This is a genomic window from Acinetobacter sp. ANC 4470, from assembly GCF_002135335.1.
GTDB lineage: Bacteria > Pseudomonadota > Gammaproteobacteria > Pseudomonadales > Moraxellaceae > Acinetobacter.
In genome coordinates, this window is record NZ_NEGC01000004.1 from 113,313 (window position 1) to 127,298 (window position 13,986).

Annotated in this window: 15 protein-coding genes and 1 pseudogene; 4 read left to right on the forward strand and 12 right to left on the reverse strand. The window is 33.5% G+C overall.

The genetic code is table 11. The annotated features are described in order from the left end of the window. Positions 1 to 6: 6 nt before the first annotated feature. Positions 7 to 300: pseudogene (locus tag B9T25_RS07465) on the reverse strand (hypothetical protein); the annotation flags it as partial. A 412-nt stretch (positions 301 to 712) separates the two neighbouring features. Between B9T25_RS07465 and B9T25_RS07470 the strand changes: the two are divergent. Further along, positions 713 to 1,261 carry a carbonic anhydrase gene (locus B9T25_RS07470; protein WP_213032991.1) on the forward strand — a complete coding sequence of 183 codons (549 nt, stop codon included), beginning with the start codon at positions 713 to 715 and terminating at the stop codon, positions 1,259 to 1,261. A 263-nt stretch (positions 1,262 to 1,524) separates the two neighbouring features. Here the strand turns inward: B9T25_RS07470 and B9T25_RS07475 are convergent, their stop codons facing one another. From B9T25_RS07475 to B9T25_RS07500, 4 genes are all read right to left on the reverse strand, one after another. Then, entirely contained in the window at positions 1,525 to 1,704 is a 180-nt protein-coding gene (locus B9T25_RS07475) for a hypothetical protein (RefSeq protein ID WP_086187826.1), read from the reverse strand. Positions 1,705 to 1,969: 265 nt separating this feature from the next. Further along, the gene (locus B9T25_RS07480) at positions 1,970 to 2,404 is read right to left on the reverse strand and encodes an I78 family peptidase inhibitor (protein WP_086188013.1); all 435 of its coding nucleotides are present in this window, start codon (positions 2,402 to 2,404) and stop codon (positions 1,970 to 1,972) included. 1,003 nt (positions 2,405 to 3,407) lie between these two features. Continuing rightward, a complete protein-coding gene (locus tag B9T25_RS07495; RefSeq protein ID WP_086187828.1) occupies positions 3,408 to 3,878 on the reverse strand; it encodes a hypothetical protein in 471 nt (156 codons plus the stop codon). Positions 3,879 to 4,106: 228 nt separating this feature from the next. Further along, the gene (locus B9T25_RS07500; RefSeq protein WP_086188014.1) at positions 4,107 to 5,522 is read right to left on the reverse strand and encodes a cryptochrome/photolyase family protein; all 1,416 of its coding nucleotides are present in this window, start codon (positions 5,520 to 5,522) and stop codon (positions 4,107 to 4,109) included. A 337-nt stretch (positions 5,523 to 5,859) separates the two neighbouring features. On the opposite strand from B9T25_RS07500, the gene B9T25_RS07505 reads away from it, so the two are divergent. Together B9T25_RS07505 and B9T25_RS07510 are read left to right on the forward strand one after the other, a co-directional pair. Then, positions 5,860 to 6,474: an SOS response-associated peptidase gene (locus tag B9T25_RS07505; protein WP_086187829.1), complete on the forward strand. Its 615-nt coding sequence runs from the start codon at positions 5,860 to 5,862 to the stop codon at positions 6,472 to 6,474. Between the two features lie 276 nt (positions 6,475 to 6,750). Next, positions 6,751 to 6,990, forward strand: a complete 240-nt coding sequence (locus B9T25_RS07510; protein WP_086187830.1) for a DUF2171 domain-containing protein — start codon at positions 6,751 to 6,753, stop codon at positions 6,988 to 6,990. A gap of 43 nt (positions 6,991 to 7,033) precedes the next feature. Here the strand turns inward: B9T25_RS07510 and B9T25_RS07515 are convergent, their stop codons facing one another. The 7 genes from B9T25_RS07515 to B9T25_RS07545 all read right to left on the reverse strand — a co-directional run bounded on the left by B9T25_RS07515 (position 7,034) and on the right by B9T25_RS07545 (position 13,299). Further along, complete coding sequence (locus B9T25_RS07515; protein ID WP_086187831.1) at positions 7,034 to 7,291, reverse strand: hypothetical protein; 258 nt, start codon at positions 7,289 to 7,291, stop codon at positions 7,034 to 7,036. 188 nt (positions 7,292 to 7,479) lie between these two features. After that, on the reverse strand, positions 7,480 to 7,683 hold the full coding sequence (locus B9T25_RS07520) for a hypothetical protein (RefSeq protein ID WP_086187832.1): 204 nt from the start codon (positions 7,681 to 7,683) through the stop codon (positions 7,480 to 7,482). A gap of 14 nt (positions 7,684 to 7,697) precedes the next feature. Then, positions 7,698 to 7,919: a hypothetical protein gene (locus tag B9T25_RS07525; protein WP_086187833.1), complete on the reverse strand. Its 222-nt coding sequence runs from the start codon at positions 7,917 to 7,919 to the stop codon at positions 7,698 to 7,700. A gap of 1,185 nt (positions 7,920 to 9,104) precedes the next feature. Further along, positions 9,105 to 9,335, reverse strand: a complete 231-nt coding sequence (locus tag B9T25_RS07530) for a hypothetical protein (protein ID WP_416202354.1) — start codon at positions 9,333 to 9,335, stop codon at positions 9,105 to 9,107. Between the two features lie 250 nt (positions 9,336 to 9,585). Continuing rightward, entirely contained in the window at positions 9,586 to 10,677 is a 1,092-nt protein-coding gene (locus tag B9T25_RS07535; RefSeq protein ID WP_086187834.1) for a YheT family hydrolase, read from the reverse strand. Between the two features lie 113 nt (positions 10,678 to 10,790). After that, on the reverse strand, positions 10,791 to 11,201 hold the full coding sequence (locus B9T25_RS07540) for a nuclear transport factor 2 family protein (protein WP_086187835.1): 411 nt from the start codon (positions 11,199 to 11,201) through the stop codon (positions 10,791 to 10,793). Between the two features lie 73 nt (positions 11,202 to 11,274). Next, entirely contained in the window at positions 11,275 to 13,299 is a 2,025-nt protein-coding gene (locus B9T25_RS07545) for an FAD-dependent oxidoreductase (protein ID WP_086187836.1), read from the reverse strand. Between the two features lie 134 nt (positions 13,300 to 13,433). Between B9T25_RS07545 and B9T25_RS07550 the strand changes: the two genes are divergently transcribed. Next, on the forward strand, positions 13,434 to 13,976 hold the full coding sequence (locus B9T25_RS07550) for a PadR family transcriptional regulator (protein WP_086187837.1): 543 nt from the start codon (positions 13,434 to 13,436) through the stop codon (positions 13,974 to 13,976). Positions 13,977 to 13,986: the final 10 nt, after the last annotated feature.

Here is a 13,986-nt window from a genome sequence, read left to right on the forward strand (position 1 = left end):
AATTACTCACTTAAACATTGCTTTAAACGCTGATCGAATTTCAAAAATGAACTTACCAATAGTTTTACCACGTAGCAACTGAATGGCTTGGTACCAGATGCCAATTAACAACATTCCAAGAATTGCAAAGATCAACATCACAAAACCTTGCGTCATATGTGAGTATATCTGCCAACCATAATATTCAATGAATGCTGAACCACCATATAGGCTAATCGCCACGCTAAAAGTGAATTTCATAATCACACCCATCGTGATTTTAATCCGACCTTCAGTGTCAATATCCCCACTTAATGTAATGGTCAGCCAGTTTTAAACCCAATCTTTTAGATCCACGGCGGGTGCAAGCGGAATTACTTCCGGCTCTTCTGCTCGGTCAATTAAATCAGTCGGTGGGAATGGTCTAATCTGTTCCATGTAGAATCACTCACCTAATTGTTCTTGAATCCACTGAAGCGCACAACCAGATTCAACCTGACTAGGTTCAAAATGAATTACATTTCGCATAAAGTCTATTATATTAATTTTAAAAATATTAAAAAGTCTATATCCTAGAAACTGAAAATTTACTTTTAAAACTATTTTGATACTTTAAGATAAGAATTTCATAGATCCCCCTAATGGCGCATTAAATATTGAAATTGCATCTGGCCATTTTTTGAAACTTAGATTAGGGAATTCTGGTCACTATGCATAACAAGGAAATAATTAATTGAAAATCTGGGAAAACACATTAAATATTTTAAAAAAGGGCAATGAACGATTTATTCATAATAATATGAATAATATATTGCACCATGACCTTAAGCTTCTTTCTCAAACACAAAATCCTTACGCTGTGGTTTTATGCTGTTCAGATTCAAGGGTCTCACCAGATATCATTTTTGATCAAAGCCTCGGTGGATTATTCATTATACAAAATGCGGGGAATGTTTGTGATACTTCAGTTTTAGGAAGTATACAATATGCTATCCAAATTTTAAAAACTCCATTAATTATAGTTCTTGGTCATACTAATTGTGGTGCTGTAACGGCTGCACATGAACATAAGAGTATGCAAGGCCCATTACAAAGCATAGTCTCGCTTATTGATGAACATATAGTTGAGGGAGCTATTATCGATTCTATAAAAAATCATACATTGGAAACAGCAAAATCCATTGATAATATACTTAATATTCATCAAGAAAAAATTGAACAAAATGTTAAAGTAGTTTCAGCGATCTATAATATCTCGAGTGGGCATATATTATGGATGTAGACTAGTCTTACATAATTTTATGAAAAGAACTTTTGGAAATATCACCCCCATTTAATATAATAGTCGTTATACGAAATTTTCTATATCAAGGGCATCTTTTCATTTCTTAAAATAACTTTTACACCTTTCTAAAAACTTCTTATTAATATTCATTTCAGAATCATACTTTTCATCATCACACATCAGTGTTTTGGCTGTATATAATTGAATAATATTTATATGATAGTGTTTATAGGACACTCAACTGAATAAGCACTAAAATTCTAGATACACATAACCATCTTTTGATGAGCCTTAACTTCACCATTTAAACGGCTGATTGTCGCCACTGTTGCAGTGATCAAATGGAATTTTTTACCGTCATCATGAACATAAACAGGCTTATCATCCCAAACCACTGCTTCAAGAATTCGAGCGTGGGTGATCACATACAGCTTGTGCATAGAAAAATACACTTAAATCATCTATAACTGTTTACTTAATTTAGTAATACAGCAATACATTTGCAAGAAAGCAGAACTATGAGAACTCTATTGCTAGCTTGTACCGTCATCTAGTGACCATTACAAAATATCAACAAACCCTAATAGATTTCACCAGAACTCAACCCATCAATTTTTAGTTCACCAAAAATATTTTAAAGCCCAACCAAGGTTGAGCTTTAAAGTCTTATTCTTTTACTTTTACATCAATTACTATAATTAAAAATTAACCACAATTTGCTTGTGTAATTTTCTTAGAAACTGGATCAATTGTCACGGTAATACGATTTGAACGATAGTCCATAGTCACTGGCTGACCAGGCGCAACACGTCGAATAAGTTCAGATTGAGTTTTTTGTTTAATTTGATCATCAGTAAGATTAGATTGACCTATTAGCTCCTTCGTCTTTTCAGGTAAACATTCTTTTTGACTATCTCTAAAAAACTTCCACTCTTCTATAACTTGACCATTTGATAAATGGCAATAACCCACTTGCCCCTTAGCTTCGTTTTTAATTTCTAGTTTTCCACCTTGGCTAATACAATACTCACTGGCAGGATTGGCTATACCTATCTTTGGTGCAGCCGTATCTTTGTTTTGTGTAGCTGAACATGCAGCAAGAGAAGAAACCATCAATCCCAAAAATACAATTTTTTTCATCATTTAAAAACTCTTAGCAAAATCTAAAGATAGCAAAAATATAAAAATTATCAATTTCTTATTGTTGCAAATAAAAAACCGCCCTTTCAGACGGTTTTAAATATCAACGTGAATTTCTCTTTAAGCAATAGTCCACAGATGATAGAACTCCTGAATCTCTGTATCCAGAAATTCATCACTGGCACTGTCGTAATTGAATTTTTTGTCATCCAACAGGTCTTCACGGCTCAAATTAACCAAGTAATTTTTTAAATATTTTTTGAAATTCCCAGCCCGTTCAGAAACGTGTATTTTCTCCATCCCAAAAAATCATAGTCATCTCTAAATATAAAAAAGCAATGTCAAAATTCCACATAAAACATCAACAAACATCAACAAACATCAACAAACATCAACAAACATCAACAAACATCAACAAACATCAACAAACATCAACAAACATCAACAAACATCAACAAACATCAACAAACATCAACAAACATCAACAAACATCAACAAATTAAACAAATTAAACAAATTAAACAAATTAAACAAATTAAACAAATTAAACAAATTAAACAAATTAAACAAATTAAACAAATTAAACAAATTAAACAAATTAAACAAATTAAACAAATTAAACAAATTAAACAAATTAAACAAATTAAACAAATTAAACAAATTAAACAAATTAAACAAATTAAACAAATTAAACAAATTAAACAAATTAAACAAATTAAACAAATTAAACAAATTAAACAAATTAAACAAATTAAACAAATTAAACAAATTAAACAAATTAAACAAATTAAACAAATTAAACAAATTAAACAAATTAAACAAATTAAACAAATTAAACAAAAACGAGACATATATCGCAAAATACAACAAATCAACTAACTAAATTTTTTATATTTTCTAATATATTTTAAAGATATGCGCTTCTGTAAAAATGGATAGTTCCAAGAAAAAAGCCATTCTTTCGAACGGCTTTATGCTGTATTTCATTCTTAGCTATTAACGTCTATTTATTATAAACGCTTTTAAATTCTTTATAGATTAGCGCTTCCTGACCATCTTTATAGACATAACGTGAAATAACACCTTTATCTGTATGGATGTTCATTAAAATCCAATCTGAGCCACGTAAATTATTCATGAGGTTAATTGGTGTAATAATACTGTTACGTGAACGATAATTTCCCAGAACAAAGTCCTGCTCTGTCTTGCCTACAGGGCTAAATAAATAGGATTGATTGCCATTTTCAAAAATAACTTTCTGAATGTCATATTGAGTTTTTGTACTATTTAAACTCATCTTTAATTTCAGTAAATCTTTATGTGATTCATTCCAGCTGACCGTCACGATAGGACACAGTTCATTTGGCGCACAAATTAAAAGTCCTACTGTACCGACATTTTCAACATTTGGCGTTGTTGCGCAGCCAGTCATGAGTACGCAGCCAAATACCAATGGCGCTAGTTTTTTCATCATATAGAAAATTCCTGTTGTTTTAGCAGTATTCGATATTGATATAATACCGAATAATGGGAAAGGCTTGTTAATCGCGACAAAAAATCGCCGTTTCATCAAAATTATTGTTAAAATTCAATCAGGATCATCGCTGATGTAACCAGATGGTTTCAAGCTCAAATATAGACTTTTATCGTAGATAAAAACAGAGGTCATACATACCCTGTTCATTTTTCAGTTGACGAATTCTTACAGCTTAAAAGCTTCGATTGCCCGAATTCGAGTTTGTTTCAAGTCTACAATCGGTTTAGGATAATTCAAACTCAGATCGGGATTTTTATGATAAGGTTCATGGATGATTGAAGCATCTAAATGTGCCAATTCGGGAACCCATTGACGAATATAATCACCATGATGATCAAATTTTTGTGATTGGCTAATCGGGTTAAATAGCCGAAAATAAGGCGCTGAATCCATACCTGTAGAGGCACACCATTGCCATCCGCCATTATTTGCCGCTAAGTCACCATCAACCAAGTGTTGCATAAACCATTGTTCACCCAATCGCCAATCTATCAATAAATTTTTCGTCAGAAACATGGCGGTGATCATACGCACACGATTATGCATCCAACCTGTTTCCAGCAATTGGCGCATTCCTGCATCTACAATTGGAATACCGGTTTGCCCTTGCTGCCAAGCGGCTAAGTCTTCGGGTGCATCACGCCATTGGATTCTTTGTGTATTTGCCTTAAATGGATAATGTTTAGACAGCTGTGGAAAATCAAAAAGCGTATGTTGATAAAACTCACGCCATAATAATTCATCCAACCATGTTTGCTGACCTAATTGCTCTATATGAAAATGCCCATGCTGTAGGCGAAATAAAGCTTGAATACATTGACGAATGGAAATTATGCCTAAATTTAAATAAGGTGATAATTGGCTTGTAGAATCTAAATAAGGAAGGTCTCTCTCTTTATGATAGTTAATCACTTTATCATTGATAAAATCATCTAATAACGTTAAGGCATATTCTTCACTTACAGGCCAGTGATCTTGTTGTTTTTTAACACATTCTGGATATTCATATGTAACCATCAAAGCCAACTCATCCCAAATCGCATTATTCGGAAGATCAGCCTGCACTTCAATTTGAGGGTAGCACTGTGGCAAGCCTAAACTAAGCTGTTCATAGCATGTTTTCTTGAATGCAGTAAAAACTTGATATGGTTGTTGTGTTTTATTGCGAATAACCCCTACAGGAAATAGCGTCCGATCATGATACAACTCAAATGTTTTATTATATTTTTCGAGCAGTTGTTGAACTTCTGCATCTCGCTTTAACTCATTTACCCCAACCTCAATATTGGCATGTAGACATTCAATATCCAGTTTTTGTGTAAGCTTAGAAATGACTTCGGGAATATCTTTCCAAAAAGAAACTTCCTGAATCACTAATGGAATATTGAGGTTTTTTAACTGTTTTTTAAGCTCTTGCAATTGTCTTAAATAAAAATCAATTTTAACCGCTGCATCATCATGTAAAGCCCATTGCCCAAATGATATTGCGACGAAAGCAACGCAAGGACCTGCTTGTGTGGCATGCCAAAGTGCAGCATGGTCTTGAATGCGTAAATCTTGTCGAAACCAAATTAATTGCATAGACATTACAAGGTCTCAAGATGTTTATTCATTGTTATTTTATGAAAAATAAACAAATAAAAACAGCATGAAACACAAGTTTTTCACTTTAAATCATTCATTATTAAAATTATTTTTAGTTTGTTTAATTTTCAAAATTCACTCAAATCACGTTCAACAATTCAATTCACATTCGACTACTCCTATTCACTGTTCAGCTGATTAGATTTCTATCCTGAAAATATTTATAAAGCTTACTCAGTCAAAATCTTTAAAGTACTCAATTTGTAAGATCTATGATTCTTGTTCATTCTTTTTGCTTTAATAATCGTGATGAATAAAAATAAAGAGACCACTGATGTGTGCAAATTTTAAAGCGATCAAACGAAATCAAGCATATCTTCTTGACCTATCTGAACCTCCATTTGAATTTCCTGAAAATGTTTTCCCTTTATATGATGCGCCCATTTTAATCCATGGTGCTGATCAACCTGAATGGGATCTTGCTAAGTTTGGTCTTATTCCATTTTGGGCTAAAAACTTAAAGTATGGTCATCACACCTATAATGCCCGAACTGAAACTGTTGCGGAAAAGCCAAGTTTTCGGCATGCATGGCATAATAACCAATTTGCCTTAATACCGGTCGACGCAATTTTTGAACCCAAATATATAGATGGAAAACCTCATTGGTATGAAATTTCTCGCGAAGATGGCTTACCCTTCACTATGGCTGCAATCTATGAAAATGCTGTGATCAATGATCAACCGATTCGCTCTATGAGCTTATTAACCATCAATGCTGATCAGCACCCTTTTATGAAGCAATTCCATACACCAAACCATGAAAAGCGTTCAATTATTGTCATACCCGAAGAGAATAGAATCGATTGGCTAAATTGCACACCCAATGAAGCCACTCAATTTTTCTTTGAAATGAAAGATGAATATATTGCTACACCTAAAAAATATTAATAAGAAAAATCCATTTTGATGACTCTTTATTTATTTACAATATTATTAAAAATATATGATTTCAATCAGATGAAGAATATTATTGAGTAACACTGAATAAAAAACAACTCATATTTCAACCTCAATCATTTCAAAATGACGGGTTAAAAATGCCCCCATCCACAAAAGGTAAACTTAGTTAACGTTTTGTTCCCTTTTGCATATATATGCGATAAAAATTTCAGAATGTCTTAAATTAGATAGGCAAGATTACCACTATTATAGGAGAGGTATGACATGGCGACTATCAATGTGAATGACATTACCAAACATGCAGATGTTATTGCATTATGTGGTACAAAAGTAGGAACAGTAGATCATCTTCAAGGTTCAGATCAACTTAAGTTAACAAGATATGAGGATGGTCATCATCATTTTATTCCTCTTACATGGGTTGAGGAGATTAAAAATAATCAAATTATGCTCAATAAAGACGCTGAAGCAGTAAAAAGCCACTGGGTTACTGCGCAAGACTAAGCTAACAATTCAAAGATAAGCCCTTTTTATTTGGAAGGGCTTATTAATGATTAAAATACTGTTTACAACCTTCAAAAAACTCTTGATTAAAATTTATTGCTGGATCATCTTTTTCATCATCACACTGATCTACAGACTTAAATTGATTATCTTTAGCATAGCGATAACCATTATATTGTTCTGTTCCTTCTGTAAAACCACCCAACTTTTCTGGCTGTATAACATACTGAAATATTAAAAATGCAGCTATACCCAGAATCGCTAAAACAGTGCTTAGTATTTTCAATTGTTTTGGTAGCATTTTTTACTCGCTGTATTCGCAGCACAAGAAAATAAATATACATGAGAATCTCAAACATTGCCTTAATATTTTCTTATTCACTGATATTTTTATTTATTTTACTTCAATTAAAGATATTCATATTATAAAAGTTTACATATTAAAAATTATAAATTCACACTTCAGCATTTATATAAATTTTTTTTTATCTATCTAAACAACTCTTTACAAACCCATATTTTACCATCTATATTTACCCGGTCAGGCTCAAAGAGTATCAACTCTTTACCGTAATAATTAGTAAGATTGATAAAAATTCCATTTTTATCATAATTAGCCCATAAACCTCTCTGAATATCAGGGCTTTCCAATTTATAAAATGTAACTAATTTTTGTGGATATATTACATTCATCTCACATGACCTTATTAATTTTTTAGATAAGAAAAATCATCTTCTATAAAAAATATCTCACCAGTAGAATCCAATATCCATTGATAAGTACCCATAATTTTTGTTAATTTCTCCTTTGATGCGTCATATACGTTAATTAAATTATCATCGTCATCATATTCACCCATATACATTATCTTGGGTAAGACTTTAAAGTCTTCATTCATTTTATATGCTTTAACTGGTCTCGTATGCATAGCCTACTCCTTAACTATTTAAAGGGACCTGAGCCCCATTAAACTTAAGTTTTCAATACAAAATATTTTATTTTTGCACCTGTGATTGCTTCTCAGATGATCTCTGTTCATTATGCCTATGGTCTTGCTGTGGTAAATGGTGAGGTTGTTTTATCGGTTGATTTCTTTGATTAGAATCTGTTTGATTTTGAGACTGTGATATAGACATATTTATATTCCTATTCAATTTTTAATTTACAGCAATATCAGCCCAATTATTAATGACATTATTAGCATATACCTAAGTCAATTTAATAAAAACATATTTAACGTATCAAAATATAATATTAAAAAAATAATATAATTACTTTATTTCACATACATTTAAAAACACATAATCAACATAAACCTTAGATAGATATAATTTATTTAATTATGATATAAAAAATAAGTACATAAATTATGATTGAAAGTTCCAGCTTAAAAATGGCAATAAAAACACTAAAATAAATTTTATAATTTGTTTAAAATAATATTTACGAATACAATTGAATTAATTCATGTTCTTAATACTTAGTACTCAACAAAATATCCAACAATAGAATATCAATCAAAATGTAGTATTCATTGATTTACTGGTTATATATCTAAAAGATAAATGGTGAAAAGAAACTAAAGCTTACAATGACTTAACCATGATAGGGATTTAATTGATACAAATAAAAAAAGCACCTTAAGGTGCTTTTTTTATTCAACTTATTGCTTTTTAATTAAACATTTGCCCAAATGCGTAAATCACAAACATAATCGTAAGTGCAGATGATGAAGTTATTAATAATTCTAAAGTTTTCATACACCACTCACTTCTCTTAAAGTGGAGTATTATTTATACTCAAATATTGCTTACCAATAAATGACAAAAAGTGACAAAGAACCCCTCTAAAGATACAAATATGTAAAAATTAATTTCTTTAATTTGTGGCGAAAAAAAAGTCTACCAACCTATATTACTTAGGAATAAAGCCAAGAACCTTGATCTGTCCACTCTTACATTTACAAAATGATATATTTGTATGCTCAAAGCATTATTGAAATACCCATTTCTTGCTCATTAGTGTTGATATAAAATACCAATTACAAATTTTAGGCAGAAAAAAACCGCCTTAAAAGACGGTTTTTATATTTAGATCAGTGACTATTTATTGTTTAATTCACACGTGAGGTGAACCGAAACATTTCATTAATACCTGTATAGAAGCTACGACCATCAAGATTCAAATCAATTTCAACACCAGACTGAAGCAAAACTTTCTTTCCTACTTCAACCCATTTAAACCCATCGCGAGTACTTTGCATTTTTTTTGAAGGTACCAACGACACAATAATTTCACTACCATTTACAGATTTTGCTACTAAATTTTCAATATTATTCAACATTTACACCAATTTTCATACATATATAGAAATACCACCATTGGCATTTCGAAATAACAACTTTAATTTTGACAATTCAAACTAGATAAGACTTATATATCAATTTTAAAAGATAACATTTTCATGTTATTTTTATTGTTGCAATAATTATAACAGAAATACTGATTCCAACACCAAGTATTTATCAATCTTACCAATAGTATTTGCATCAAAATATTTCAAAGGTTGTAGGTTTAAAGCATATATCAGGCAGTTATTCTTGATGTTGTACCATTAAGTAATCTGATATCAATCGTGCTGACCACGATTGTGTATTTAGCCCCTCATAAAAACCACAATGACTACCCTTTTTCGTGGTGACCACCATAATATTGGGCATTTTTTGAATCATTTCTTTATAAGGTTCAAAATTACGAATATTACAAACAGGATCATCTTCAGCATTTAAAATCATCAAAGGAATTTTGACATTTTCAAACACAAAAACTGGATTTGTTGCCTGATTATAAGCTTCAAAACTATTGTAACCCGCCAGTTCAAAATAGTGATATTGAAATTCTTCCAAGCTTTTTGTCGCTAAAACTTGTTCTAAAGATGCTGTATATTTCCACGTATTTTCATAAGGATAAATAAAAGCCTTAAACAATTTTTTGGTCATCACTTTGGTATAAAAAGGATGTACATTTTTAAATCCAAGCTCTGTATCATAGCCCGGACATAATGCAAAAGCGGCTTTAAATGGTGTTTGTACGCCCTCTTCACCCAAATAGCGAACCAACAGACCTGTTCCAGCAGATGAACCTACGGCATATAAAGCAGAGTTTGGAAATTTATTTTGAATGTAAGTAATTTGCTCTCGCAAATCATCCGTTGAGCCAAAAATAGACATTTTAGGCACTGGCATCGGTAAATTAGCATGCCCACGGCGCAAACATAATGCTACACGCCAACCCGTATGGGCATGTAAATCGCGCACCAATTCACGCATACTTTCTGGTGAACCCGTTATGGTATGCATTAATACAATGGTGGGTGCAGTATCAGGTAAATATAGACCATACCATGCAATTGCAGTGACACCGCCATCAGACATTTTTAACTGTTCAATTGCATCGTATTTTAAATGAATGGTTTTTTTCTTAATTAAATCAAAATATAGCAAATGAGCATGTGTGTTGGATAACCACGGTGTTGGTCGATACTTTTGTTTTAGCTGAGGTAACTCATTTAATAACTGTTTAACCTGACCATTTGGGTCATAGTATAGCGTTGGCACCTCAGCACCTGTCACTTGATCAAGCCATGTTTGCGTCAATTGATTGATTGTTTTAAGCACCGACCACATTGTTCTCAAACCTTCATTTACCTAGTTAAAATGCTTGCCTGTCATAATTGTATTTAAAGTATACCTTTTTGATAACAACAAGCATTCATTTATGTAACAACACTTATAACCCTTTATGCTTTAGGCATAAATGCAGCCATACGCTGCCCCATTTGCACAGCCAATGCTTCCAAACCACTTTTTGAACGAATCATCACTTCAAAATCAACAATTTGACCATTTTCATTAAAACGAATCATATCTATACCTTTGAGTTTCTTTTCACCCACGTTGGCAGAAAACTCAAGTACTACATTTAGACCATCTTCTGTGTAAAATTCACGGTGATAGGTGAAGTTTTCAAAGACTTGAATCACATTGGTTAAAATAAAGAAAACCACTTGTTTTCCTAGATAAGGATTAAATGCAACCGGTGAGCGAAAAACCACATCCTCAGCCAATAATTCATTCAAAATTGACATATCTTTTGTATCTAGCATTTCATGCCAACGTTTTATTGATGTTTGTGTTTGTTGTACTGACATTTTCAAGTCCTTTTCAATTATTTTTACAGCATAAAAATGGAGGAAATATTTCTATTTCCTCCATACGACTTGGTTAAATGACCGCGGCTAAATCTGCACCTTGACGGATTGCACGTTTTGCATCCAGCTCACCGGCTTCTTTAGCACCGCCAATCAAATGAACATTTTTCCCATCTGCTTTAAGTTGATCGAACATTGCGGTAAATGGTTCTTGTCCTGCACAAATCACCACATGATCGACTTCAAGTACGGTAGGCTGACCATTGACTAAAATATGTAAACCTTGATCATCAATTTTTTCATAACTTGCACCTGAAACCATTTTCACATCACGATGTTTTAAACCTGTGCGGTGAATCCAGCCTGTGGTTTTACCCAAGCCTGCACCTACAGAACTTGCTTTACGCTGTAGCAAGTAAATTTCGCGATTCGACTTTTCTACTTCTGCTGATTTTAAACCACCGACATTTTCATACGTGGTATCAATGCCCCATTCATTGTAGAATTTTTCAGGATTAAGACTTGCACTTTCACCTTCATGACTTAAGTACTCAGCCGTATCAAAACCAATACCACCTGCACCAATAATAGCAACACGCTGCCCAACAGGCTTACGTTCTCTTAATACTTCGATATAAGTCAGTACTTTCGGATGATCAATGCCATCTATGTCTAAATTACGCGGTGTAACCCCTGTTGCAACCACAATGTCATCAAAATCTGACTGGCTTAATGCTTCATACGTCGCTTGATGATTAAGAACTAATTTAATGTTCGGTTGTAATTCAATTTTACGTTGGAAATAACGCAAGGTTTCATAAAACTCTTCTTTACCCGGAATGGTCTTCGCAATATTGAACTGCCCACCAATTTGATGAGAAGCCTCATAAAGCGTGACATTATGTCCGCGGTCTGCTGCATACGTTGCAAAGCTTAGACCAGCTGGGCCTGCACCAATCACGGCGATATTTTTAGCAACAGCAGATTGTTTAAAAATCAGTTCTGTTTCATAACAAGCACGTGGATTGACTAAACAGGTTGCAATTTTCATTGAGAAAATATGATCTAAACACGCTTGGTTACAACCAATACAGGTATTAATTTCATCGCTACGGCCCTGTTCGGCTTTTTGAACAAAAAATGCATCCGCAAGCATGGGACGTGCTATAGAAATCATATCGGCATGACCTGAAGCCAATACATGCTCAGCCATTTCAGGCGTATTAATACGATTCGATGTAATTAGTGGAATATTAACCAGACCTTTAAGCTTTTCAGTCACCCACGTAAATGCAGCACGTGGCACTTTGGTCGCAATGGTCGGAATTCGCGCTTCATGCCAGCCTACACCTGTATTGATAATGGTTGCACCCGCTTTTTCAATTTCTTTAGCAAGTTGCACCACTTCATCTAAAGTTGAACCACCTTCAACCAAATCCAGCATAGATAAACGATAAATAATGATGAAGTTTTCACCCAATTCTTCACGGGTACGTTTGACAATTTCAATCGGGAAACGAATACGGTTTTCATAGCTACCGCCCCACTCATCATCACGATGGTTGGTACGTGCTGCAATAAACTCATTAATGAGATAGCCTTCTGAACCCATAATTTCCACGCCATCATAGCCTGCATATTGGGCAAGCTTGGCGCAGTTGGCAAAGTCATCAATGGTTTGCTGAACTTCTGCTGACGTTAGGGCTTTAGGTTTCATTGGGTTAATTGGCGCTTGAATAGCAGAAGGTGCTACTAAGTCAGCCTGATAAGAATAACGACCTGTATGTAAAATTTGTAATGCAATCTTACCGCCAGCATCATGTACTGCTTGAGTAATGACTTTATGTTTTTCTGCTTCGGTAATGCTATCTAGCTTAGATGCATGTGCAAATGTCAAACCCGCATCATTTGGTGCAATCCCCCCAGTGACAATTAGCCCTACACCACCTTGAACACGTTCAGCATAAAATGCGGCCATACGATCATAACCACCCGGTGCTTCTTCTAATCCCACGTGCATAGATCCCATCAATACACGATTTTTCAGTGTGGTAAAGCCTAAATCTAAAGGGGCTAACAAATGAGGGTAATTAGACATATGATCTCCTTGGCGTGCTTTCTAAGCTAGCTAATTGTGTTTAATGCAACATGTTGCATAACTTATATTCTAGATTTGTTTTTTATGCAACATGTTGCATAATGATCTGGTAAATTTTACTGACTGAGTCGTTTATGTCTTTAGCCCATGTTTTATTAACGAGCTTAATTGAAAAACCAAGTACTGGGATTGATTTAGCACGCCGTTTCGACCGTTCTATGGGCTTCTTTTGGAATGCAACACATCAGCAAATTTACCGTGAACTTAGTGGTATGCAGCAAAAAAACTGGATTTCAACCATTGAAGAACATAATACCAATAGCCGTAAAAAGACCTATCAGGTTGAACCATTAGGGCGTGCTGAATTAGCCGATTGGATGGTCAAACAAAGTCCTCCAGCTCAATTACGTGAAGAGTTGATGGTTCGTCTACGTGCTGAGGCACAACTGGGAGGTAATAGTGTCCTTCCTGAATTGAAACGCCATCTGATTTTGCACCGAGAAAACCTAAAAATTTACCAAACTATTTTTGCAAAAGATTTTGCAAATGGGCATGATCAAGACCGAACCCAATTTATTCATAAAATGATTCTACAACTTGGAATTAATTTAGAAATTGGTTGGATTAGCTGGTTGGAAACCATCATTCCACAATTAAAAATATTTTATGAAAAATAATTATATAAGG

What these genes read in the sequence shown, in the direction of transcription:
- B9T25_RS07475 (WP_086187826.1), bottom strand. Translation starts at nt 1,704, where the DNA reads ATGCACAAGCTGTATGTGATCACCCACGCTCGAATTCTTGAAGCAGTG.
- B9T25_RS07480 (WP_086188013.1), bottom strand. Translation starts at nt 2,404, where the DNA reads ATGAAAAAAATTGTATTTTTGGGATTGATGGTTTCTTCTCTTGCTGCA.
- B9T25_RS07495 (WP_086187828.1), bottom strand. Translation starts at nt 3,878, where the DNA reads ATGATGAAAAAACTAGCGCCATTGGTATTTGGCTGCGTACTCATGACT.
- B9T25_RS07500 (WP_086188014.1), bottom strand. Translation starts at nt 5,522, where the DNA reads ATGCAATTAATTTGGTTTCGACAAGATTTACGCATTCAAGACCATGCT.
- B9T25_RS07505 (WP_086187829.1), top strand. Translation starts at nt 5,860, where the DNA reads ATGTGTGCAAATTTTAAAGCGATCAAACGAAATCAAGCATATCTTCTT.
- B9T25_RS07510 (WP_086187830.1), top strand. Translation starts at nt 6,751, where the DNA reads ATGGCGACTATCAATGTGAATGACATTACCAAACATGCAGATGTTATT.
- B9T25_RS07515 (WP_086187831.1), bottom strand. Translation starts at nt 7,291, where the DNA reads ATGCTACCAAAACAATTGAAAATACTAAGCACTGTTTTAGCGATTCTG.
- B9T25_RS07520 (WP_086187832.1), bottom strand. Translation starts at nt 7,683, where the DNA reads ATGAATGTAATATATCCACAAAAATTAGTTACATTTTATAAATTGGAA.
- B9T25_RS07525 (WP_086187833.1), bottom strand. Translation starts at nt 7,919, where the DNA reads ATGCATACGAGACCAGTTAAAGCATATAAAATGAATGAAGACTTTAAA.
- B9T25_RS07530 (WP_416202354.1), bottom strand. Translation starts at nt 9,335, where the DNA reads ATGTTGAATAATATTGAAAATTTAGTAGCAAAATCTGTAAATGGTAGT.
- B9T25_RS07535 (WP_086187834.1), bottom strand. Translation starts at nt 10,677, where the DNA reads ATGTGGTCGGTGCTTAAAACAATCAATCAATTGACGCAAACATGGCTT.
- B9T25_RS07540 (WP_086187835.1), bottom strand. Translation starts at nt 11,201, where the DNA reads ATGTCAGTACAACAAACACAAACATCAATAAAACGTTGGCATGAAATG.
- B9T25_RS07545 (WP_086187836.1), bottom strand. Translation starts at nt 13,299, where the DNA reads ATGTCTAATTACCCTCATTTGTTAGCCCCTTTAGATTTAGGCTTTACC.
- B9T25_RS07550 (WP_086187837.1), top strand. Translation starts at nt 13,434, where the DNA reads ATGTCTTTAGCCCATGTTTTATTAACGAGCTTAATTGAAAAACCAAGT.